Here is a 22,810-nt window from a genome sequence, read left to right on the forward strand (position 1 = left end):
CGAGGTGGCAGGGGTCCGGGCTGAGGCGGGGCCCCTCCGGCGCAGGGGGCGCTCCCCGCCGTTCGGGGCCCCACCGCCGTGTCGCGGGGAACCGGTGTCAGCCCTGGGCGGCCGCGGCCCGCAGGGCGACGCGGTGCTCGCCCGCGTACACGTTCATGTTGGCGCCGCGCAGGAAGCCGACCAGGGTCAGGCCGGTCTCCACGGCCAGGTCGACGGCCAGGGACGACGGGGCGGAGACCGCCGCGAGCACCGGGATGCCCGCCATCACCGCCTTCTGTGCCAGCTCGAAGGAGGCCCGGCCGGAGACCAGCAGGACCGTCCGGGTGAGCGGGAGCGTGCCGTTCTGCAGGGCGCGGCCGACCAGTTTGTCGACAGCGTTGTGCCGGCCCACGTCCTCGCGCACGTCGACCAGCTCGCCCTCCTCGGTGAACAGCGCCGCCCCGTGCAGGCCCCCGGTCCGGTCGAAGACCCGCTGGGCCGCGCGCAGCCGGTCGGGGAGGCTCGAGAGCAGTTCGGGCTCCAGCCGCACCGGGGGAGTGGTGTCGCCCGCCGTGTCGTCGACGGGCCAGCGGGCCGTCGTACGGACCGCGTCGAGGCTCGCCTTGCCGCACAGCCCGCACGAGGACGTCGTGTACACATTGCGTTCGAGCGTGATGTCGGGGATGACGACGCCGGCCGCCGTCCGCACGTCGACGACGTTGTAGGAATTGGAGCCGTCCACCGTGGCCCCGGCGCAGTACACGATGTTCTGCAGCTCGTCGGCCCGGCCCAGCACCCCCTCGCTCACCAGGAAGCCCGCGGCCAGCGCGAAGTCGTCGCCCGGGGTGCGCATGGTGATCGCCAGTGGTTTGCCGTTGAGGCGGATCTCCAGCGGTTCCTCGGCGACGAGCGTGTCCGGACGGGTGCTCACGGCCCCGTCCCGGATGCGGATCACCTTGCGTCGTTCCGTGACTCGTCCCATGTCGTGATCAGTCCCGGTTCTGTACGTGCGGCTGGCCGGAGCGGCCCTTCATGCGGCGATTGCCGTGCGGGTCACCGCGGCGTCGTGCGGGGAGGTGACCTTCACGTTTCTCATTGTCCTGCACGTGCGGAGCGGGCCGCATGCCGCCTCGGCCGGTGGCCCGCTCCGCGCTCATGCCGCCGTCCGCAGCGCGAGCAGGTCCGAGATGGCGTGCACGGTCCGCAGCGTCGGCACAGGCACTCCGGTGATCTCCGCAAGCTCCACGACGGCCGCGAGCAGCACGTCGAGTTCCAGCGGCTTGCCGCGCTCCAGGTCCTGGAGCGTGGAGGTGCGGTGGTCGCCGACACGCTCGGCACCCGCGAGACGCCGCTCGATGGACACGCCCACCTCGCAGCCGAGGGCCTCGGCGACGCTCAGCGTCTCGGTCATCATGATCTCGATGACCTTGCGCGTTCCTCCGTGCAGGCACATCTGCCGCATCGTGGCCCGGGCCAGTGCGCTGATCGGGTTGAAGGAGATGTTGCCGAGCAGTTTGAGCCAGATGTCGTTGCGCAGGTCCGGCTCGACCGGGCACTTCAGCCCGCCCTCCCGCATGGCGTCGCCGAACGCCCGGCAGCGCGCCGAAACGGACCGGTCGGGCTCGCCGATGGAGAACCGGGTGCCTTCGAGGTGGCGTACGACCCCCGGCCCCTCCAGCTCGGTGGCGGCGTACACGACGCACCCGATGGCCCGCTCCGGCGCCAGCACCGCGCTGACCGCGCCACCCGGGTCCACGCTCTCCACCCGGTGGCCGTCGTAGGGGCCGCCGTGCCGGTGGAAGTACCACCAGGGGATGCCGTTCTGGGCGGCGATCACCGCCGTGCCGTCGTGCAGCAGTGGCTCGATCAGCGGCCCGCACGCCGCGTACGAGTTGGCTTTCAGGCCCAGGAAGACGTAGTCGACCGGACCGATGTCGGCCGGGTCGTCGGTGGCGTGGGCCCGCGCGGTGAAGTCCCCGCGCGGGCTGAGGACTTGGACGCCGTGCTGCCTCATGGCCGCGAGATGCGGTCCACGGGCCACGAGATGCACGTCGGCGCCGGCGCGGTGCAGCGCGGCGCCGACGTAGGCGCCGATCGCACCGGCGCCGAGAACTGCGACTCTCACTGTGTGGCGCTCCGTTCGGTCGAGGGTACCGAGGAACTTCCGAACTCTGTCGACGAAATATTGTCTACAGGATGGAATGGGGCGGGGGCAAGGGCCGGGACAGCGGCCCGACGGGGTTTCGTGGAGCACTCGTTGGCCGTCCGGGGCCGTCCGGGGCCGTCCGGGGCTGTCCGGGGCCGCCCTCCGGCTCGCGGACGCCATTTCGAAAGGCGCGCCGGAGACGGTGCCGGGGCTTCGGGCGCAGGTCTGACGTGCGCGCGGGCGAGGCGGCCCGGCGCTTCGTACGGCGCCCGAGGGGCCGGGCCGTCGGGTCGGCTCCGAGATCGTCGCAGGGTCGGCTCCGGTGACCGTTCGTCGCGTCAGGGGGACCGCTCGTCGCATACGGCCGACCAGTTCGCGTCGCGTGGGTTCACAGTCGAGCAACCGCTTCCTATCGTTCCGGATCATGAGCCCTCCCGTCGCACCGCCCGGTTGGAGCCGCTGGCTCGTCCCGCCGGCCGCCCTGTCGGTCCATCTCTCCATCGGCCAGGCCTACGCCTGGAGCGTCTTCAAGCCGCCGCTCGAATCCGCGCTCGGTCTCAGCGGAACCCAGAGCGCGCTGCCCTTCCAGCTCGGCATCGTGATGCTCGGTCTTTCGGCCGCGTTCGGCGGCACGCTCGTCGAGCGCAACGGCCCGCGCTGGGCGATGACCGTCGCCCTCGTCTGCTTCTCCTCCGGCTTCCTCATCGCCGCGCTGGGCGCCGCCACCGAGCAGTACTGGCTGATCGTGTTCGGCTACGGCTTCGTCGGCGGGACCGGCCTCGGCATCGGCTACATCTCACCCGTCTCCACCCTGATCAAGTGGTTCCCGGACAGGCCCGGCATGGCCACCGGCATCGCGATCATGGGTTTCGGCGGCGGCGCGCTGATCGCCTCGCCCTGGTCCGCCCAGATGCTGAAGTCGTTCGGTTCCGACTCCTCCGGGATCGCGCTCGCCTTCCTCGTGCACGGGCTGACGTATGCCGTGTTCATGACGCTCGGTGTGCTGCTGGTGCGCGTGCCCCGCGGTGAGAAGCCGTCCATGTCCGGGCCGAGCGCGCTCGACGGGGTGCAGGTCTCCGCGCGGAGCGCCGTACGCACTCCGCAGTTCTGGTGTCTGTGGATCGTGCTCTGCATGAACGTGACCGCGGGCATCGGCATTCTGGAGAAGGCCGCCCCGATGATCACGGACTTCTTCGCGGACTCCTCCACACCGGTCTCCGTCTCCGCCGCCGCCGGGTTCGTCGCCCTGCTCTCCGCGGCCAACATGGCGGGCCGGATCGGCTGGTCCTCGACCTCCGACCTGATCGGACGCAAGAACATCTACCGCGTCTACCTCGGGGCCGGCGCGCTGATGTACGCGGTCATCGCATGGTTCGGGGACTCCTCCAAGCCGCTGTTCATCCTCGCCGCACTGGTGATCCTCTCCTTCTACGGCGGAGGCTTCGCCACGATCCCGGCGTATCTGAAGGACCTGTTCGGCACCTACCAGGTGGGCGCCATCCACGGCCGGCTGCTCACCGCCTGGTCCACCGCCGGCGTCCTCGGCCCGCTGATCGTCAACTGGATCGCGGACCACCAGGAGGCGGCCGGCAAACACGGTTCCTCCCTGTACGGACTGTCGTTCCTGATCATGATCGGGCTGCTCGCCGTCGGCTTCGTCGCGAACGAGTTCGTACGGCCCGTCCACACCCGCCACCACATCCCCGCACCGAGGGAGGCCGCCGATGTCGCACGACAGCAGCCCGAGTCCGCCTGACAGGCGACCGCTGATCGCCTTCGCCTGGCTGTGGGTGGGCGCACCCCTGTGCTACGGCCTCTACGAGCTCGTCCAGAAGGCGACACAACTGTTCTCGGGGTAGGTGTTCGGGCGTCCGAGAGTCTGACAGAAGCCGACAAGCCTGGCGTCGCAATCCTGTGGCATCACCTGCCGTCGTACCGGTGAGTCATTGATCAGACTGGTGGATCCCGCTACCAAGCACGAGGGGGACCACTCATGAACGGCTCACGGATCGCCGCCGTCGGCCATTACCAGCCCGCCAAGGTACTCACCAACGAGGATCTGGCGGGCCTGGTCGACACCAGTGACGAGTGGATCACGAGCCGGGTGGGTATCCGGACGCGCCACATCGCCGGGCCCGACGAACCCGTCGACGAGCTCGCCGCGCACGCCGCCGCCAAGGCGCTCGCCGCGGCCGGCCTGGCTCCGGGCGACATCGACCTGGTGCTCGTCGCCACCTCCACGGCCGTCGACCGCTCCCCGAACATGGCCGCCCGGGTCTCCGCCCGTCTCGGCATCCCCTCGCCGGCCGCCATGGACGTCAACGTCGTCTGCGCCGGCTTCACCCACGCCCTCGCCACCGCCGACCACGCCGTGCGCGCCGGTGCCGCGACCCGGGTGCTGGTCATCGGCGCCGACAAGATGACCGACGTGACGGACTGGACCGACCGCACGACCTGCGTCCTCGTCGGGGACGGCGCGGGGGCCGCCGTCGTCGAGGCCTGTCCCGAGGGCGAGGAGCCCGGCATCGGGCCGGTGCTGTGGGGCTCGGTGCCCGAGATGGGGCACGCCGTCCGCATCGAGGGCACTCCCTCGCGGTTCGCGCAGGAGGGGCAGAGCGTCTACCGGTGGGCCACCACACAGCTCCCGCCGATCGCCCGGAAGGCCTGCGAGCGGGCCGGCCTCGCGCCCGAGGACCTCGCCGGAGTCGTCCTGCACCAGGCCAACCTGCGCATCATCGAGCCCCTCGCCCTGAAGATCGGCGCGGTCAACGCCGTCGTCGCGCGGGATGTCGTCGAGTCCGGGAACACCTCCGCCGCGAGCATCCCGCTGGCCTTCTCCAAGCTCGTCGAGCGTGGCGAGATCTCCACCGGCGATCCCGTCCTGCTGTTCGGCTTCGGCGGCAACCTGTCCTACGCGGGGCAGGTCGTCCGCTGTCCGTGAGGCGGCCTGAGCTGCTCGTCCGGCCCTTGCGCACCTGGGTGTGACAAGCCCAACTCCCGTGCCTGTCGGCGTTTGTGCGCCGTAGACTGTAGGCGAAAGACAATTGATAATCGACTTTCCTATCGCGGCGACGGCGCTGCCCAGGAGGGACCGTGATGTTGTCGACAGGCTTGCCTCAGGGAGCGGTACCCAAGCTCGAGCGGCCCGGTCCGCTGCGCGACCGCGTCTACGAGGCGCTGCTGGAACTCATCACCACCCGCGCCCTCCAGCCGGGCCAGCATCTCGTCGAGAGCGAACTCGCCGGTCACCTCGGGGTGTCCAGGCAGCCCGTGCGTGAGGCCCTCCAGCGGCTGAGCACCGAGGGCTGGGTCGATCTGCGGCCCGCCCAGGGCGCGTTCGTGCACGAGCCGACCGAGGAGGAGGCCGACCAGCTCCTCACGGTCCGTACGCTCCTGGAGGCCGAGGCCGCCCGGCTCGCCGCCGCCAACGCGGGCACCGCCGCCATCACCGCGCTCGAGGACCTGTGCGCGGAGGGCGAGCGGGCCGTCGCCGCCGACGACGTGGACGGCGCGGTCGCGATGAACGCGCGGCTGCACGCCAAGGTGATGGACCTCGCCGGCAACAAGGTCCTCGCCGAGCTCGCCGCACAGGTCGACCGCCGGGTCCGCTGGTACTACACGCCGGTGGCCAGGCAGCGCGGGCGGCAGTCCTGGATCGAACACCGCGAACTGATCGCCGCGATAGCGGATCGCGACGAACAGCGCGCCACCGCGGTCATGCGGGCCCACACGGAGCACACGCGGAAGATGTACCACGAGCGCGAGAAGTAGTCAGCCGACGGAAACCGGGTCCGGGCCCGGTCGCGTGGCCGGGCGGCACGGTGACCAGCGGGCCTCCGCGCCGAGCACCCCAGCACCGCGACCAGTGCGAGAAGTTCGGCGACCGCCGACTGACGCACGCCGCGCAGCCGGTGGCCGCCGCGACGGCTACCGCGACCGCGCGGGAGGTGAGGTACGCGTACGCGCCGTACATCCAGAACAGCACCACGAAGATCAGCAGCGCCCATCTCCCTTTGTCCTGAGAGTGGGAAAAGTCGGTGGGAATTTCTGCATGACTTCTTCCAACTCCCGGCAGCCACTGCTACGTTCCCCTCGAATGCAGGGCCGGTGAGGTTGGCCGGAACCTGACGGACGCCGGCCGGTCGAGGCGGGAGGGGCTCGTGAGACGAATGACGGCACGACCCGCGAACGCTCATCAGGCCAGACTGCTGCGGCTGTTGCGTGACGGTGGCCCCAACTCCCGTGCCCAGCTCGGTGATCAGATCGACCTCTCGCGGTCGAAACTGGCCGTCGAGGTGGACCGGCTGCTGGAGACAGGGCTCGTGGTGGCCGACGGACTCGCCGCCTCGCGGGGCGGACGCCGCTCGCACAACGTCCGGCTGGCACCGGCGCTGCGCTTCCTCGGCGTCGACATCGGCGCGACCTCGATCGACGTGGCCGTGACCAACGCGGAGCTGGAGATCCTCGGGCACATCAACCAGCCCATGGACGTACGCGAGGGCCCGGTCGCGGTGTCCGAGCAAGTGCTGGCCATGGCGGCGAAGTTGAAAGCATCGGGGTTCGCGGAGGGGTTCGACGGCGCCGGCATCGGCGTTCCGGGTCCCGTCCGCTTCCCCGAGGGTGTCCCGGTCGCCCCGCCGATCATGCCCGGCTGGGACGGCTTCCCGGTCCGCGAGGCGCTCAGCCAGGAACTCGGCTGTCCGGTCATGGTCGACAACGATGTGAACCTGATGGCGATGGGGGAGCAGCACGCGGGCGTCGCCCGCTCCGTGGGCGACTTCCTCTGCGTCAAGATCGGCACCGGCATCGGCTGCGGCATCGTCGTCGGCGGTGAGGTCCATCGCGGTGCGACGGGCAGCGCCGGCGACATCGGGCACATCCAGGCGGTGCCCGACGGGCGGCCGTGCGCCTGCGGCAACCGGGGTTGCCTGGAGGCCCACTTCAGCGGCGCCGCGCTCGCGCGTGACGCCGTGGAGGCCGCCCGGCAGGGACTGTCGGCCGAACTCGCCTCGCGGCTGGAGACGAACGGCGGGCTGAGCGCCGTCGACGTCGCCGCGGCCGCCGCGGCGGGCGACGCCACCGCGCTCGATCTGATCCGGGAGGGCGGCAACCGCACCGGCCAGGTCATCGCCGCACTCGTCAGCTTCTTCAATCCCGGCCTGGTGGTGATCGGCGGTGGGGTGACGGGTCTCGGCCACACCCTGCTCGCCGCGATCCGCACCCAGGTCTACCGCCAGTCGCTTCCGCTCGCGACCGGCAATCTGCCCATCGTCCTCGGGGAGTTGGGCCCGACCGCCGGAGTCATCGGCGGGGCCCGGCTGATCAGCGACCACCTGTTCTCGCCCGCGTAAGCCACCTCCAGGAATCGGACCACCGGCGCCGCGTCCCGCTCCGCCGTGCCCGAAACCGCCCGCTCCGCACGCGCACCGCCCGGCAACCGGCCCGCACGCCTGCCAGAGGGAACCGTCATGGCACCAGAACCACCGCTGCTCACCATGTCCGGCATCACCAAGTCGTTCCCCGGAGTCCGGGCCCTCGACGGCGTCGACCTCGACGTCCAGGCCGGCGAAGTGCACTGCCTGCTGGGCCAGAACGGCGCCGGGAAGTCCACCCTCATCAAAGTCCTGGCCGGCGCCCACCAGCCCGACGACGGAACCATCGACTGGCGCGGCGAGCCCGTCACCCTCAAGTCCCCGATCGCCGCCATGCGCCTCGGCATCGCCACCATCTACCAGGAACTCGACCTGGTGGAAGGGCTGTCGGTCGCCGAGAACGTCCACCTCGGACATGAACCCACCGCCGCCGGATTCGTCGTACGGGGCAAGGCCGCCAGGGCGGCGACCGCCCTGCTGCTCAAGCGGCTCGGACATCCCGAGATCGATCCGGCGCGGCTCGTCGGAGAGCTGTCGGCCGCCCAGCAGCAGATCGTCTCCATGGCACGGGCGCTCTCCCACGACGTACGGCTCATCGTCATGGACGAACCGTCGGCCGCCCTCGACCCCGACGAGGTCGACAACCTCTTCCGCATCGTCGGCGACCTGACCGCGGACGGTGTCGCGGTCGTCTACATCTCGCACCGCCTGGAGGAGATCCGCCGCATCGGTGACCGTGTCACCGTGCTCAAGGACGGGCGTGCGGTGGCCGGCGGACTGCCCGCCAGGTCGACACCGACCCGCGAGGTCGTGGCACTGATGACGGGGCGCAACGTCGAGTACGTCTTCCCCGACCGGCCCAGCGCGCGGCCACCGGGTGACCCCGTCCTCACCGTCCAAGGCCTCTCCCGGCAAGGGGAGTTCGCTCCGCTCGACCTGGAACTGCGCCCGGGTGAGATAGTCGGTCTGGCCGGACTCGTCGGCTCCGGCCGCTCCGAGATCCTGGAGACGATCTACGGGGCGCGCAGACCGACCACCGGCCGGGTCAGCGTGAACGGGAAGCCGTTGCGCACGGGCAGCGTGCGTGCCGCCGTGCGCGCCGGACTCGGACTGGCTCCCGAGGAGCGCAAGGCGCAGGCCCTGCTGATGCTGGAGTCGGTCACCCGCAATGTCTCCGTGTCCTCCATGTCCCGCTACGCGCACGGGGGCTGGATCGACCGGCGGGCCGAACGCGGCGCGGCACGGGCGGCCACCCGTGAGCTCTCCCTGCGCCCCGACAACCCCGCGGTGCCGGTCAGGACCCTGTCCGGCGGGAACCAGCAGAAGGCCGTGCTGGCCCGCTGGCTGCTGCGCGGCTGCCGCGTCCTGCTCCTCGACGAGCCCACCCGCGGCGTCGACGTCGGAGCCCGCGCCGAGCTGTACGCGGTGATCCGCCGGCTCGCCGACGAGGGGCTCGCCGTGCTGCTGGTCTCCAGCGAAGTGCCCGAGGTGCTCGGGCTCGCCGACCGTGTCCTGGTGCTTCGCGAGGGGCGCGTCGTGCACACGGCACCCGCCCGGGAGCTCGACGAACACCGCGTACTCGACCTCGTGATGGAAGGAAGCCCCGTGGCCAGTGAAGGGAGCCCGGCGTCATGACGCAGCATGTGTCCCCGCCCCGGGACGGCACCGACAAGGTGCCTTCGACGGGTGAACTCCCCGCGTGGCGCACCGTCGTGGCCCGTGCCGACGTCCGCACCCTCTCGCTCCTCGGCGTCCTCGCCGCCCTGATCGTCATCGGCGGTGTCACCAGGCCCGACGAGTTCCTCGACACCCGCAACCTCCAACTCGTCCTCACCCAGGCGTCGGTGATCGGCGTCGTGACCGTCGGCATGACCTTCGTCATCACCTCGGGCGGCATCGACCTGTCGGTCGGCGCGATCGTCGCGCTCTCCTCGGTCTGGGCCACCACGGTCGCCACCCAGGAGTACGGCTTCGCGGGCATCCTCTTCACCGCGGTGCTCGTCGGGCTGGCCTGCGGCCTGGTCAACGGGCTGCTCATCGCGTACGGCGGGATGGTCCCCTTCATCGCGACGCTCGCCATGCTCGCCTCGGCGCGCGGCCTCGCCCTCCAGATCACCGACGGCAGGACGCAGATCGTCTCGGTCGACGGCATCCTCGCGCTCGGCGAGCGTGACTCCTACGTCCTCGGCGTCCCACCGCTGGTCCTGGTCTTCGCCGTGGTCACCGTCATCGGCTGGCTGGTGCTCAACCGCACCACTTTCGGCCGGCGCACGGTCGCCGTGGGCGGCAACGCGGAGGCGGCACGGCTCGCCGGCATCGACGTACGACGTCAGCGGCTGTATCTCTATCTGCTCTCCGGACTGTGCTGCGGCATCGCCGCCTTCCTGCTGATCATCCTGTCCGGCTCCGGCCAGAACACCAACGGAAACCTCTACGAACTCGACGCCATCGCGGCGGCGATCATCGGCGGCACCCTGCTCAGCGGGGGCCGCGGCACCATCACCGGCTCGGTGCTCGGCGTCCTGATCTTCACGACGATCACCGACATCTTCGCGCTGAACAACCTCCAGAGCGACGTCCAGCAGATCGCCAAGGGCGCGATCATCGTCGCCGCGGTCCTGGTCCAGCGGCGCACAGCAAGCACGACCTGACACGGGAAGGGTCCACCGCCATGCCAGAACCCATGAGCCTGACCAGTCGCAGAGGACTGCTCTTCGGGACCGCCGCCGTCTCGGCCGGCGCTCTCCTCGTCGGATGTACCAGCAACGACACCAAGGACGACAAGCCGGCCGCGAACGACCAGCCGGCCGCCGACGACAAGCCCGGCAAGCACGTCACCATCGGCTTCGCCGGACCGCAGGCCGACCACGGCTGGCTCAACGCCATCAACGACAACGCCAAGAACCGCGCGAAGAAGTACTCGGACGTCAGCCTGGAGATCACCGAGGGCTCCAACGACACCGCCGCGCAGATCGGCCAGATCGAAACACTGATCAACAAGAAGGTCGACGTCCTGGTCGTGCTGCCGGCCGACGGCAAGGCCCTCACCCAGGTCGGTCTCAAGGCCATGCGCGCGGGCATCCCCGTCATCAACCTCGACCGGATCTTCAACTCGCCCCAGGCGTACCGCTGCTGGATCGGCGGCGACAACTACGGCATGGGTCTCAGCGCCGGTCACTACATCGGCGAGAAGCTCAAGGGCAAGGCGGGCGCCCGGGTCATCGAGCTCGCCGGGCTCGACAACCTGGAACTCACCAAGCAGCGCACCCAGGGCTTCGACGCGGCCCTGAAGAACTACCCGAACATCAAGAAGGTCGCCCGCCAGGCGGCCGAGTTCACCGTCGAGTCCGGCCAGGCCAAGATGTCCCAACTCCTCCAGGCGCAGCCGAAGTTCGACGCGCTGTGGAATCACGACGACGACCAGGGTGTGGGAGCGCTGCGGGCCATCGAGCAGGCCGGGCGTGACGACTTCCTGATGGTCGGCGGGGCCGGAGCGCTCTCCGCCTTCCAGGCCATCGACGCCGACGACAGCGTCCTGAAGGCCACCGTCCTCTACCCGCCGACCATGGCCGCGTCCGCCATCGACCTCGCCCGCACCCTCGGGCAGGGCAAGGGCATCGGCGGTCTCGCCGAGTTCGAGATCCCCGCTTCGCTCACGCTCTTCTCGGCCGTCGTCGACAAGGACAACGTCGAGCAGTACATGGCCACCGGCTTCAAGTGATGCGCCCTGCCGCCACGGGGGCCCCGTCCGGGGGACCGGGGCCCCGCCCCCACCGCGCCACGACGACGAGGAGGACATCCGCATGGGACAGCCGCACCAGGGCGACGAGGCCGCCAAGCCGCCATTGGGCGTGGGCATGGTCGGCTACGCGTTCATGGGCGCCGCCCACTCACAGGGCTGGCGCACCGTTGGCCGCGTCTTCGACCTGCCGCGCCGCCCGGTCCTCGCCGCCGTCTGCGGCCGGGACGGACAGGCCGTGCGGGCGATGGCGGACCGGCAGGGCTGGGGAGCTGCCGAGACCGACTGGCGTGCGCTGATCGCCCGGGACGACGTCGACGTCGTCGACATCTGCACGCCCGGGGACAGCCACGCCGAGATCGCCGTCGCCGCGCTGGCCGCGGGCAAGCACGTGCTGTGCGAGAAGCCCCTGGCGAACACCGTCGACGAGGCCGAGGTGATGGCGGCGGCGGCCGCCGCCGCCATCGGACGCGGCCAGATGTCCATGGTGGGCTTCAACTACCGCCGGCTCCCCGCCACGGCCCTCGCCCGCTCCATGGTCGCCGAGGGCCGCCTGGGAGCCCTGCGGCACGTGCGGGTGACGTACCTTCAGGACTGGCTGGTGGACCCGGAGTTCCCGCTCACCTGGAGGCTCCGCAAGGAGACGGCCGGTTCCGGCGCCCTCGGCGACCTCGGGGCCCACATCGTCGACCTCGCGCAGCATCTGGCGGGGGAGCCGCTCGGCGGGGTCTCAGCCCTCACCGAGACCTTCGTACGCCGACGGCCCCTGCCCCTGCGGGCGTCCAGTGGGCTGTCGGCCGTACCGCAGACGGGCGCACCGGCGGCCGGCACGGGTTCCGTTCCGTCCTCCGGATCGGGATCGGGATCGGGTTCCGGATCGGGTTCCGACGCCGTTCCGGGCTCCCGTTCGGGCGCCGTCACCGTCGACGACGCGGCCCTGTTCACCGCCCGCTTCGCCTCCGGAGCCCTCGCCTCCTTCGAGGCATCCCGCTTCGCCACCGGACGCAAGAACTCCCTGCGCATCGAACTCAACGGCGAACGCGGCTCGTTGGCCTTCGACCTGGAGCGCCTCAACGAACTCGAGTACCACGACCACACCGAGCCCGCCACCCACGCGGGCTTCCGCCGCATCCTCGTCACCGAGCCCGACCACCCCTACCTCGACGCCTGGTGGCCGCCGGGACACGGCCTCGGCTACGAGCACACCTTCGTGCACCAGGCCCGCGACCTCGTCCAGGCCATCGCGGCCGGCCGCCCGCCCACGCCGTCCTTCGCCGACGGCCTGCAGGTGCAGCGCGTCCTCGCGGCGGTCGAGGAGAGCGCCGAGAAGAACTCCCTGTACACACCCGTAGCGGTCTGAGGAGGCCGGAATGCCGCGCAACTTCACTCTCTTCACCGGCCAGTGGGCCGATCTGCCCCTCGAAGAGGTCTGCCGTCTGGCCCGTGACTTCGGCTACGACGGACTCGAACTCGCCTGCTGGGGCGACCACTTCGAGGTCGACAAGGCGCTCGACGACCCGTCGTACGTCGATTCGCGACGCGCGCTTCTCGACAAGTACGGCCTCAAGTGCTGGGCCATCTCCAACCATCTGGTCGGCCAGGCCGTCTGCGACGCCATCATCGACGAACGCCACCGGGCCATCCTGCCCGCCCGCATCTGGGGCCACGGCGAGGCCGAGGGCGTGCGCAAGCGGGCCGCCGCCGAGATCGCCGACACCGCGCGCGCGGCGGCGGCCTTCGGCGTCGACACCGTCATCGGATTCACCGGCTCGGCGATCTGGCACCTCGTCGCGATGTTCCCGCCCGCCCCCGAATCGATGATCGAGCGGGGCTACGAGGACTTCGCCAACCGCTGGAACCCGATCCTGGACGTATTCGACGCCGAGGGGGTCCGGTTCGCGCACGAGGTCCACCCGAGCGAGATCGCCTACGACTACTGGACAACACACAAGGCCCTGGAGGCGGTCGGCCACCGTCCGGCCTTCGGCCTCAACTTCGATCCGTCGCACTTCGTCTGGCAGGACCTCGACCCGGTCGGCTTCCTCTACGACTTCCGCGACCGGATCTACCACGTCGACTGCAAGGAGGCCCGCAAGCGTCTCGACGGACGCAACGGCCGGCTCGGTTCCCACCTGCCCTGGGGCGACCCGCGCCGGGGCTGGGACTTCGTCTCCGCGGGCCACGGCGATGTCCCCTGGGAGGACGTGTTCCGCATGCTGCGTTCCATCGACTACGCGGGGCCCGTCTCGGTCGAATGGGAGGACGCCGGTATGGACCGGCTCCAGGGCGCACCCGAGGCCCTGACCCGCCTCAAGGCGTACGACTTCGAGCCCCCGTCGGCATCGTTCGACGCGGCATTCGGCGGCAACGACCGGCCCTAGGTGTAGTGCCCCGCAAGGTCCCGCCCGCTCCACGGCACACATGAGGGTGGCCCTCCCCCGCGAGTCGGCGGGGAGGGCCACCCTCATGTGTGCCGTCCGGCGACACCCTTGTGCGGCCGGCCACGGGCCACCCTCGTGCGGGGTGGCCCGTGGGCGCTCAGCCGACCGGTTGCGGCCGCGGCGTCGAGGTCCGGGCCGTGGTGCGTCCCGGCTGCCGCAGCTGCGGGGCGATCACGGCCGCCACCATGGAGATGCCGCCGGGGTCGTCCTTCGCCGCGACGGGTTCCGCCGTCATCAAGCCATCTCCTCGCCGAGCGGATGCGGATTGGGAACGATGGTCCGGGCCTGCGGCCGGCCCGGTGCCTTGAGGAACAGGGCCAGCACGGCGGACGCCAGACCGATGGACCCGGCGAGCACGAACGCGCCCTGGTAGTCCCATGCGCCGACGACGACCGCGCCCATGCCGGAGCCGAGGAGGCCCGAGATCAGCTTCGAGCTGTAGACCATCCCGTAGTTGGAGGCGTTGTTGTTCTCACCGAAGTAGTCGGCCGTCATGGCCGCGAACAGCGGGAAGATCGCGCCGCCGCCGAAGCCCGAGACCATGGAGCAGAACAGGAAGAACGGCATGCTGCCCATCTGGCCGGATACCAGGACGCCGAACTGCGCCGTGCCCAGCACCAGACACACGATGATCAGGGTGTGGCGCCGTCCGAACCGGTCGGATATCCAGCCGATGACACCGCGCCCGGTGCCGTTGACGATGGCCTTCAGGGACATCGCCGTGGCCACGATCCCGCCCGCGAAGCCCATGTCCTTGCCGAACGGGACCTGGAAGGCGATGCCGAAGATGTTGATCCCGGCCGTGCACAGCAGACAGAACCACATCATCCAGAGAACAGGGGTACGCGAGGCCTCCTTGGGGGTGTACTGCTTCACCGCCGGCGGGTTCTTCTCCAAAGCCCGCCGGACCTTCGGGTCGTCCGACACCTTCAGCGGATCCACGTTCGCCGGCCACCAGCCCTTCGGCGGGTCCTTGAAGAACCAGCCGGCCACCGCGACCACCGCACAGCAGAGCAGACCGACACTCACCAGGACGCCCCGGTAGTTGCTCAGATCCATGTACGAGGTGAACAGGAAGACGAAGGGCACGGACCCGTAGGCGAAACCGCCGTTGACGAAGCCCGTCTTGCCTCCCTTGCGCTCCGGATACCACTTGCCGACCATGTTCACGCTGGTCGCGTAGACGAGACCCGCGCCGATACCGCTGCACATGCCGAAGCCGAGATAGGCGACCGCCACATTCGGCGCGAACGCCAGGGACACATAGCCGAGCAGGGTGCCCAGCGCGCCCAGCAGCATCGCCGTACGGGCCGGGAGCCTGCCGCTCTCGCGCAGTTGCCCGGCCGGGAAGGCCACGGCCGCCTGGAAGAACACCCAGACGCCCATCAGCCAGAAGATGTGTCCGCTGCTCCACAGGTGAGCCTCGTGGAGCGTGTCCTCCGCCGACGTGAACGCGTACTCGGCGGAACTGATGCCCATCATGCCCGCCCAGGGCAGGAAGACCATCCACGCGCGTTTGCGCCCCATGATGTCGACATCGGACTCACCGATGCGATACACGCGGCCGTTGTGGTCCGTCACCTCTTGATAGGGGACGGGAGTCGAGTAGTCGGTGGTTGTCATGTCGCTCTAGCACCCCTTGCGTCGAAAGATCTGGTCAGCGCCCCCTGCCAAATGCCTTTCGTGCGCCCGCGGGTCCCGGGGGCGGCCGACGCGCACCGTCGGCCGCCCCCGCGCACACTCATGTCATGAACGGCCCCCCAACATCCCTGCCGCCCGCGCCCAGCGGTACTTCGCGCCGAGCACGGCCACCGGCTTCTCGGTCGTGTACGGGTAGGCCACGACCCCCCGCTCGTACAGGTACTGGCAGGCCTCCTCGACCTCGACGTCGCCCGCGAGTGACGCCACCACGGGCTTCTCGATGCCGCGTTCGCGGAATTCGGCCACCACGCGCGCGGCGAGCTCGGCGAAGACCATGGGAGGGGTCACGACGGTGTGCCAGTAGCCGAGGACGAGCGCGTGGACGCGCGGGTCCTCCAGACCGAGCCGGATCGTCGCCTCGTACGTCGACGGCGGCTCACCACCCGTGATGTCCACCGGGTTGCCCGCGGCACCGAAGGGCGGGATGAACTTCCTGAAGGACGCGTCGAGGTCCGGCGGGATCTCCATCAGGGACAGCCCGTTGTCGGTCACCGCGTCGGACAGCAGCACGCCGCTGCCGCCCGCGCCCGTGATGATCACGACGTTGTCGCCCCGCGGAGCCGGGAGCACCGGCAACGCGCGCGCGTACTCCAGCATGTCGTTCAGCCCGGGAGCCCTGATGACACCGGCCTGCCGCAGGATGTCGTCGTACACGGCGTCGTCGCCCGCCAGAGCGCCGGTGTGCGAACCGGCGGCCCGCGCGCCGGCGGCCGTACGGCCGGCCTTCAGGACGACGACCGGCTTCCTCGGGACCGTGGCGCGGGCCGCCTCCACGAAGGCGCGGCCGTCCTTGAGGTCCTCCAGGTGCATCGCGATGCACTTCGTGTGCGGGTCCTCGCCGAACCAGGTGAGCAGGTCGTCCTCGTCCAGGTCCGCCTTGTTGCCGAGCCCCACGATCGCCGAGACACCCGTCTTCGTGGTGCGCGCGAACCCCAGGACGGCCATGCCGATGCCACCGGACTGCGAGGTGAGCGCGACACCGCCCTTCACGTCGTAGGGCGTGCAGAAGGTGGCGCACACGTCCTGCCACGTCGAGTAGTAGCCGTAGATGTTCGGGCCCAGCAGCCTGACGCCGTACCGCTCGCCGATGGCCACGATCTCGTCCTGGAGCCCGTGTTCGCCGGTCTCCGCGAACCCGGAGGGGATCAGGACCGCGTTGGGGATGTTCTTGCGCCCGACCTCCTCCAGGACCCGGGCCACCGCGGGGGCGGGGACCGCGAAGACCGCGACGTCCACCTCGCCGGGTATGTCCGCGACGCTCGCGTAGGCCTTGCGGCCCTGGATGTCGTCGGCCCGGGGGTTCACCGGATGGATCTCGCCCGCGAAGCCCCCGTCGATGAGGTTGCGCAGCACCGCGTGGCCGATCTTGCCCGGAACGTCGGAGGCGCCGATCACGGCGATCGAGGAGGGCCGCATCAGCCGGTCCATGGAGGTCAGGATCTCCGCCCGGGAGTACCGGCGCCGCTCGGCCGGGGCGCTCGGGCCGAGGATCACGCGGATGTCGGCCGCGACCGCGCCCTCCGGGGTGGCGATCACCGGGTTGAGGTCCACCTCGGCGATCTCGGGGAAGTCCGTGACGAGTTCGGAGACCCGCCGGATCTGCTCGGCGATCGCCGGCCGGTCCACCGGCGGCGCGCCGCGCACCCCGCGCAGGATCTCCGCCGCGCGGATCGAGTCCAGCATCGACAGTGCCTCGCCGGCGTTCACCGGCGCGAGCCGGAAGGTGACGTCCTTGAGGACCTCGACGAGCACACCGCCCAGTCCGAAGGCGACGACCTTGCCGAACGTCGGGTCGGTCACCGCGCCGACGATGACCTCCTGCCCCGGCGGGAGCAGTTCCTGGACCTGCACACCGTCGATCCGGGCGCGGATGTCGTACGCCCGCGCGTTCTCGACGATCGAGCGGAAGGCGGCCCGTACGTCCGCCGCGCCCTCGACACCGACCAGTACACCGCCGGCGTCGGTCTTGTGCGGGATGTCGGGGGAGACGATCTTCATCACCACCGGGCCGCCGAAGCGCTCCGCGTGGGCCACCGCCTCGTCCTGGTCGCGGGCGGTCTCCTCGCCGGGCACGGCGATTCCGTAGGCGTCGGCGAGAAGCTTGCCCTCGGGCGCCGTAAGCGCGGTCCGTCCCTCGCCCCGTACGCCGTCGAGGAGCGCCCGCACCCTCGCCACCCGGTCCTGGTCCGTCACCTCAGATCACCCCGCCCGACCTGAGCAGCCGCAGTTCCTCGTCGCCGAGGCCGAGTTCGCCGATGTAGATCTCCTCGTTGTGCTCACCCAGCAGGGGAGAGGCGGTGATGTCGACGGGGGAGTCGGAGAGTTTGAGCGGACTGCCGACGGTCACATAGGAGCCGCGTTCGGGGTGCTCGACCTCGACGACCATGTCGTCGGCGGCGAGCGACGCGTCCTCGATGATCTCCTTGGTGGACAGGATCGGTCCGCACGGGATGTTCTCGGCGTTGAGTTTCTCCAGCACCTGCCATTTGGGCAAGGTGCTGGTCCACTCCTCGATGAGCTGGAACATCTTGGCGAGCTTGGGCAGCCGGGCCTGCGGGGTGTCCCACTCGGGGTCGTCGGCGAGTTCGGGGCGGGCGATCAGCCGGGTGAGCGGTTTCCAGCCGGTGGGCTGGACGATGACGTAGACGTAGTCGTTGGGGCCGCCGGGCGCGCACCTGACGGCCCAGCCGGGCTGGCCGCCGCCGGAGGCGTTGCCGGAGCGGGGCACCTCGTCGCCGAAGTCCTCGTTGGGGTATTCGGCGAGCGGTCCGTGCGCGAGGCGCTGCTGGTCGCGCAGCTTGACCCGGCAGAGGTTGAGGACGGCGTGCTGCATGGCGACGTTGACACGTTGTCCGCGCCCGGTGCGGGTGCGCTGGAGGAGCGCGGCGAGGATGGCGGCGACGGCGTGGACGCCGGTGCCGGAGTCGCCGATCTGCGCGCCGGTGGCCATCGGCGGCCCGTCCTCGAAACCGGTGGTGGCCATGGAACCGCCCATGGCCTGCGCGACCACCTCGTACGCCTTGAAGTTGGTGTACGGACCCTCCCCGAAGCCCTTGATGGAGGCATAGACGATCCGCGGGTTGATCTCGCGGATGCGGTCCCAGGTGAAACCCATGCGGTCGATCGCGCCGGGGCCGAAGTTCTCCACCATGACGTCCGAACGGCGGATCAGCTCGGTCAGGAGCTGCTTGCCGCGCTCCGTCTTGGTGTTGAGGGTGATGCTGCGCTTGTTGCTGTTGAGCATGGTGAAGTAGAGGGAGTCGGCGTCCGGGATGTCCCGCAGCTGGGCGCGGGTGATGTCCCCGGACGGCGCCTCGAGTTTGACCACGTCGGCGCCGAGCCATGCCATCAACTGCGTCGCCGAGGGCCCGGACTGAACGTGCGTCATGTCCAGGACGCGGATGCCTTCGAGAGCCTTGGTCGTCACAGGTCACCTCACTTGTCCGTTGCCTTGAGCCGCCCCGATGCCGCCGGCGGTGAGCCAGGTTCGTACATTGCATACAGTCGACGAATACTGTATGAAGATTGTTATCCCGCATCCGATGGGTGATGTCCAGGGGTCGTGCACCACTTTCAGGACAGGAGCCGAATCATGGACCTGTACGAGCATCAGGCGCGGCAACTCTTCGCGGAGCACGGCATCCCGGTCCCGCGCGCCGAGGTCACGGACTCGCCCCGCGAGGCACGCGGGATCGCCCGCAGGCTCGGCGGTCGCGTCGTCGTCAAGGCGCAGGTCAGGACCGGCGGACGCGGCAAGGCGGGCGGCGTCAGGCTCGCCGAGGACCCCGCCGCCGCCGAACGGACGGCACGTCAGATCCTCGGCATGGACATCAAGGGCCACCCGGTCCGGACGGTGATGCTGGCCCAACCCGTCGACATAGAGAGCGAGTTCTACGTCTCGTACGTCCTCGACCGCGCCGCCGGACGCTTCCTCGCGATCGCCTCGGCCGAGGGCGGCACGGAGATCGAGGAAGTGGCCGCGACCAGGCCGGAGTCGGTGGCATGCATCCCCGTGGACCCGGCGGAGGGCGTCACCTCGGCGAAGGCGAACGAGATCGTACGGGCCGCCGGGCTGCCGCCGCGGACCGCCGACATCCTGATGCGGCTCTGGCAGGTACTCACGCGCGAGGACGCCCTCCTCGTCGAGGTGAACCCGCTCGTCCGAACCGCCCAGGGACAGCTTCTTGCCCTCGACGGCAAGGTGACGCTCGACGACAACGCCCGTTTCCGGCAGACGCGTTGGGGCGAGCAGGACGAATGGCACGACGACCCGCTGGAGGCGGCGGCCGCGGCCAAGGGCCTCAACTACGTGAAGCTGGACGGCGAGGTCGGCGTCATCGGCAACGGCGCGGGTCTCGTCATGTCGACCCTCGACGTGGTCGCCGGCTGCGGCGCCCGCCCCGCCAACTTCCTCGACATCGGCGGCGGAGCCTCCGCGCGGATCATGTCCGACGGCCTGTCCGTCGTCCTCTCCGACCCGGACGTCAAGTCCGTCCTGGTCAATGTCTTCGGCGGCATCACCGCCTGCGACGCGGTCGCCGACGGCATCGTGCGGGCCCTGGACGCCGTACGGCCGACCAAGCCGCTGGTGGTCCGGCTCGACGGCAACAACGCCGTTCGGGGCCGCGCCATCCTCGGCGACCGCGCGCACCCCCTGGTGCGGCAGGCCACCACCATGGACGCCGCCGCCCGCCTCGCCGCCCGCCTCGCCGCCCGACTGGCCGGCACCAGCTGAAGGAGCGCGACATGGCCGTCTTTCTCACCAAGGAGTCCAAGGTCCTCGTCCAGGGCATGACCGGCGGCGAGGGCATGAGGCACACCCGGCGCATGCTCGCGGCCGGCACGAACGTCGTCGGCGGCGTCAACCCGCGCAAGGCCGGCCGGACCGTCGACTTCGACGTCCCCCGGAGCCCCGGGGGCCCGGGAGGCGCCCCCAGGTCCGTCCCCGTCTTCGGGTCGGTGCGCGAGGGGATCGAGGCGACCGGCGCGGACGTGAGTGTCGTCTTCGTCCCGCCCGCCTTCGCCCGGGCGGCCGTGGTGGAGGCCGCCGACGCCGGGATCGGTCTCGCCGTCGTCATCACCGAGGGCATCCCCGTCCACGACTCCGTCGCCTTCCGCGCCCATGCCGCGGCCAGGGGCACCCGCGTCATCGGCCCCAACTGTCCCGGCCTCATCTCCCCCGGACAGTCCAACGCCGGCATCATTCCCGCCGACATCACCCGGCAGGGACGCATCGGCCTGGTCTCCAAGTCCGGCACCCTCACCTATCAACTGATGCACGAGCTGCGGGACATCGGCTTCTCGACCTGCGTGGGCATCGGCGGAGACCCCGTCGTCGGCACCACCCACATCGACTGCCTGGCGGCCTTCCAGGACGACCCCGACACCGAGCTGATCGTTCTCATCGGGGAGATCGGCGGCGACGCCGAGGAGCGGGCGGCCGCGTACGTCCGCGACCACATCACCAAGCCCGTCGTCGGCTACATCGCCGGTTTCACCGCCCCCGAGGGCCGGACCATGGGCCACGCCGGCGCCATCGTCTCCGGCTCCTCGGGCACCGCCCGGGCCAAGAAGGCGGCCCTGGAGGCGGCCGGCGTGAGCGTGGGCGGCACCCCGACCGAGACCGCCCGGCTGGTACTGGACCGGCTGGCCCAGCTGGAGACCCGGCGTGATGTCACTCATAGTTGACGTGAGGTGACTGTCGGAAGCCGTACGACCTCACTACCTTCCCCTTACGTACGCGACGACTGTTCGCGCGGGCCCGTACGACCTGCCGTTCGGCAGAAGCCGGGCCCCCCGCCCCCGACTGTGCACCGAGAGCGGAGACACCCATGACGACCCTCGACGCCAACCCGCCGGCCACCACCTTTCACCGTCCCACCCCTCTTGTCCTCAAGTCGGGCACGTCCTGGACCGACGCCTGGCGGCGCTGCCTCGCCGTCGCCCCCGAGGCGTTCCGCGACGACCGGGTCCTCAATCTCTGGAACGCCGGCTGGCAGGCGGACGGCCGCGCACTGCCCGCCACCAGCCCCGTCGACGGGAGCCCCATCGCGGGACCGCCACGGCTCGACGGCGCCACCGCCCGGCAGGCCGTCCGCGCCTCGCTCGACCAGCACCGGGCCTGGCGCCATGTGCCCCTCGCGGAACGCCGGGCCCGCGTGGCGGCGACCCTCGACGCGCTCACCGAACACCGCGAGCTGCTCGCCCTCCTGCTCGTCTGGGAGATCGGAAAGCCCTGGCGGCTCGCCCAGGCCGACGTGGACCGCGCGATCGACGGCGTGCGTTGGTACGTCGACGGCATCGAGCCCATGGTGGAAGGCCGGACCCCGCTCGAGGGACCCGTCTCCAACATCGCCAGCTGGAACTACCCGATGAGCGTGCTCGTCCACGCGATGCTGGTGCAGGCACTGGCGGGCAACGCGGTCATCGCGAAGACCCCGACCGACGGCGGCGTCGCCTGCCTCACCCTGGCCTGCGCGCTCGCCGTACGTGAAGGCATCCCCGTCACCCTCGTCAGCGGCAGCGGGGGCGAGCTGTCGGAGGCGCTCGTGCGCGCGCCCGAGATCGGCTGCGTCTCCTTCGTCGGCGGCCGGGACACCGGCGCCGCGGTGGCCACCGCCGTCGCCGACCTCGGCAAGCGGCATGTCCTCGAACAAGAGGGGCTCAACACCTGGGGCATCTGGAACTACACCGACTGGGACGCGCTGACGGCCGTCGTCCCCAAGCTCTTCGACTACGGCAAGCAGCGCTGCACGGCCTACCCGCGCTTCGTCGTCCAGCGGGCCTTGTTCGACGAGTTCCTCACCGCGTACCTCCCCGCCGTCCGCACCCTGCGGACCGGCCACCCCCTCGCCGTCGAGCACCCGGACGACCCGTATCCGTCCCTCGACTTCGGTCCGGTCATCAACGCGGCCAAGGCCAAGGAACTCCACGACCAGGTCGCCGAGGCCATCGACCGGGGCGCCGTCCCGCTGCACCGCGGCAGGCTGTCCGACACCCGCTTCCTGCCCGGCCAGGACACGGCGGCGTACGTCCAGCCCGTCACGCTCCTCAACCCGCCCCCCTCCTCACCGCTGCACCACGCGGAACCCTTCGGCCCGGTCGACACCATCGTCCTGGTCGACACCGAGGCCGAACTGCTCGCCGCGATGAACGCGTCGAACGGCGCGCTGGTCGCCACGCTGTCCACGGACGACGAGGCGACGTACAGCCGACTCGCCCCGCAGATCCGCGCGTTCAAGGTCGGCCATGGAAAGCCCCGCTCCCGGGGCGACCGCGACGAACTCTTCGGCGGCTTCGGCGCGTCGTGGCGCGGCGCCTTCGTGGGCGGGGAACTCCTGGTGCGCGCGGTGACCCGGGGACCGGCGGGGGAGCGGTTGCCGGGCAATTTCCCGGAGTATCACTTGATGCCGTGAGCGCCGTGAGCGCCGTG

General features: G+C 70.7%; 20 protein-coding genes. 14 read left to right on the forward strand and 6 right to left on the reverse strand.

The annotated features are described in order from the left end of the window. Positions 1 to 97: 97 nt before the first annotated feature. Positions 98 to 961 carry a formate dehydrogenase accessory sulfurtransferase FdhD gene (gene fdhD / locus ACWD68_RS03805; RefSeq protein ID WP_451804849.1) on the reverse strand — a complete coding sequence of 288 codons (864 nt, stop codon included), beginning with the start codon at positions 959 to 961 and terminating at the stop codon, positions 98 to 100. Positions 962 to 1,132: 171 nt separating this feature from the next. Continuing rightward, complete coding sequence (locus ACWD68_RS03810) at positions 1,133 to 2,104, reverse strand: 2-dehydropantoate 2-reductase (protein WP_451804850.1); 972 nt, start codon at positions 2,102 to 2,104, stop codon at positions 1,133 to 1,135. Positions 2,105 to 2,549: 445 nt separating this feature from the next. Between ACWD68_RS03810 and ACWD68_RS03815 the strand changes: the two genes are divergently transcribed. The 11 genes from ACWD68_RS03815 (at position 2,550) to ACWD68_RS03865 (ending at position 13,617) form a co-directional block, all read left to right on the forward strand. Next, complete coding sequence (locus tag ACWD68_RS03815) at positions 2,550 to 3,881, forward strand: OFA family MFS transporter (RefSeq protein ID WP_451804851.1); 1,332 nt, start codon at positions 2,550 to 2,552, stop codon at positions 3,879 to 3,881. Continuing rightward, complete coding sequence (locus ACWD68_RS03820; protein WP_266763888.1) at positions 3,850 to 3,984, forward strand: MFS transporter small subunit; 135 nt, start codon at positions 3,850 to 3,852, stop codon at positions 3,982 to 3,984. Before ACWD68_RS03815 ends, ACWD68_RS03820 begins: the two co-directional genes overlap by 32 nt. A 134-nt stretch (positions 3,985 to 4,118) precedes the next feature. Then, a complete protein-coding gene (locus tag ACWD68_RS03825) occupies positions 4,119 to 5,066 on the forward strand; it encodes a beta-ketoacyl-ACP synthase III (RefSeq protein ID WP_451804852.1) in 948 nt (315 codons plus the stop codon). A 155-nt stretch (positions 5,067 to 5,221) separates the two neighbouring features. Then, positions 5,222 to 5,896: a GntR family transcriptional regulator gene (locus ACWD68_RS03830; RefSeq protein WP_451804853.1), complete on the forward strand. Its 675-nt coding sequence runs from the start codon at positions 5,222 to 5,224 to the stop codon at positions 5,894 to 5,896. A 50-nt stretch (positions 5,897 to 5,946) separates the two neighbouring features. Continuing rightward, the gene (locus tag ACWD68_RS03835; protein ID WP_451804854.1) at positions 5,947 to 6,147 is read left to right on the forward strand and encodes a hypothetical protein; all 201 of its coding nucleotides are present in this window, start codon (positions 5,947 to 5,949) and stop codon (positions 6,145 to 6,147) included. 147 nt (positions 6,148 to 6,294) lie between these two features. After that, complete coding sequence (locus tag ACWD68_RS03840; protein ID WP_451804855.1) at positions 6,295 to 7,476, forward strand: ROK family protein; 1,182 nt, start codon at positions 6,295 to 6,297, stop codon at positions 7,474 to 7,476. A 117-nt stretch (positions 7,477 to 7,593) separates the two neighbouring features. Beyond that, the gene (locus ACWD68_RS03845) at positions 7,594 to 9,132 is read left to right on the forward strand and encodes a sugar ABC transporter ATP-binding protein (protein ID WP_451804856.1); all 1,539 of its coding nucleotides are present in this window, start codon (positions 7,594 to 7,596) and stop codon (positions 9,130 to 9,132) included. Beyond that, complete coding sequence (locus ACWD68_RS03850; RefSeq protein ID WP_451804857.1) at positions 9,129 to 10,148, forward strand: ABC transporter permease; 1,020 nt, start codon at positions 9,129 to 9,131, stop codon at positions 10,146 to 10,148. The genes ACWD68_RS03845 and ACWD68_RS03850 overlap by 4 nt, the downstream gene beginning before the upstream one ends. 20 nt (positions 10,149 to 10,168) lie before the next feature. Further along, positions 10,169 to 11,218 carry a substrate-binding domain-containing protein gene (locus tag ACWD68_RS03855; protein ID WP_451804858.1) on the forward strand — a complete coding sequence of 350 codons (1,050 nt, stop codon included), beginning with the start codon at positions 10,169 to 10,171 and terminating at the stop codon, positions 11,216 to 11,218. Between the two features lie 82 nt (positions 11,219 to 11,300). Beyond that, the gene (locus ACWD68_RS03860; RefSeq protein ID WP_451804859.1) at positions 11,301 to 12,596 is read left to right on the forward strand and encodes a Gfo/Idh/MocA family protein; all 1,296 of its coding nucleotides are present in this window, start codon (positions 11,301 to 11,303) and stop codon (positions 12,594 to 12,596) included. A gap of 10 nt (positions 12,597 to 12,606) precedes the next feature. Next, a complete protein-coding gene (locus ACWD68_RS03865; protein WP_451804860.1) occupies positions 12,607 to 13,617 on the forward strand; it encodes a sugar phosphate isomerase/epimerase family protein in 1,011 nt (336 codons plus the stop codon). Between the two features lie 157 nt (positions 13,618 to 13,774). On the opposite strand, the gene ACWD68_RS03870 is transcribed toward ACWD68_RS03865, so the two are convergent. From ACWD68_RS03870 to frc, 4 genes are all read right to left on the reverse strand, one after another. Beyond that, positions 13,775 to 13,912 carry a hypothetical protein gene (locus ACWD68_RS03870; RefSeq protein WP_451804861.1) on the reverse strand — a complete coding sequence of 46 codons (138 nt, stop codon included), beginning with the start codon at positions 13,910 to 13,912 and terminating at the stop codon, positions 13,775 to 13,777. Then, a complete protein-coding gene (locus ACWD68_RS03875; protein ID WP_451804862.1) occupies positions 13,912 to 15,300 on the reverse strand; it encodes an OFA family MFS transporter in 1,389 nt (462 codons plus the stop codon). The genes ACWD68_RS03870 and ACWD68_RS03875 overlap by 1 nt, the downstream gene beginning before the upstream one ends. 123 nt (positions 15,301 to 15,423) lie before the next feature. Further along, positions 15,424 to 17,571: an acetate--CoA ligase family protein gene (locus ACWD68_RS03880; protein ID WP_451804863.1), complete on the reverse strand. Its 2,148-nt coding sequence runs from the start codon at positions 17,569 to 17,571 to the stop codon at positions 15,424 to 15,426. A 1-nt stretch (position 17,572) separates the two neighbouring features. Beyond that, complete coding sequence (gene frc / locus ACWD68_RS03885) at positions 17,573 to 18,805, reverse strand: formyl-CoA transferase (protein WP_451804864.1); 1,233 nt, start codon at positions 18,803 to 18,805, stop codon at positions 17,573 to 17,575. Positions 18,806 to 18,970: 165 nt separating this feature from the next. Here frc and sucC point away from each other — a divergent pair, with 165 nt between their 5' ends. From sucC to ACWD68_RS03900, 3 genes are all read left to right on the forward strand, one after another. Beyond that, positions 18,971 to 20,113, forward strand: coding sequence for an ADP-forming succinate--CoA ligase subunit beta (sucC, locus tag ACWD68_RS03890; RefSeq protein WP_451804865.1), 1,143 nt, complete (start codon positions 18,971 to 18,973; stop codon positions 20,111 to 20,113). A gap of 11 nt (positions 20,114 to 20,124) precedes the next feature. Next, positions 20,125 to 21,066 (forward strand): succinate--CoA ligase subunit alpha, encoded by a 942-nt coding sequence (sucD, locus tag ACWD68_RS03895; protein ID WP_451804866.1) that lies wholly within the window; start codon positions 20,125 to 20,127, stop codon positions 21,064 to 21,066. Positions 21,067 to 21,209: 143 nt separating this feature from the next. Beyond that, positions 21,210 to 22,793 (forward strand): aldehyde dehydrogenase family protein, encoded by a 1,584-nt coding sequence (locus tag ACWD68_RS03900; protein WP_451804867.1) that lies wholly within the window; start codon positions 21,210 to 21,212, stop codon positions 22,791 to 22,793. Positions 22,794 to 22,810: the final 17 nt, after the last annotated feature.

Source organism: Streptomyces sp. NPDC005141 (genome assembly GCF_053599975.1).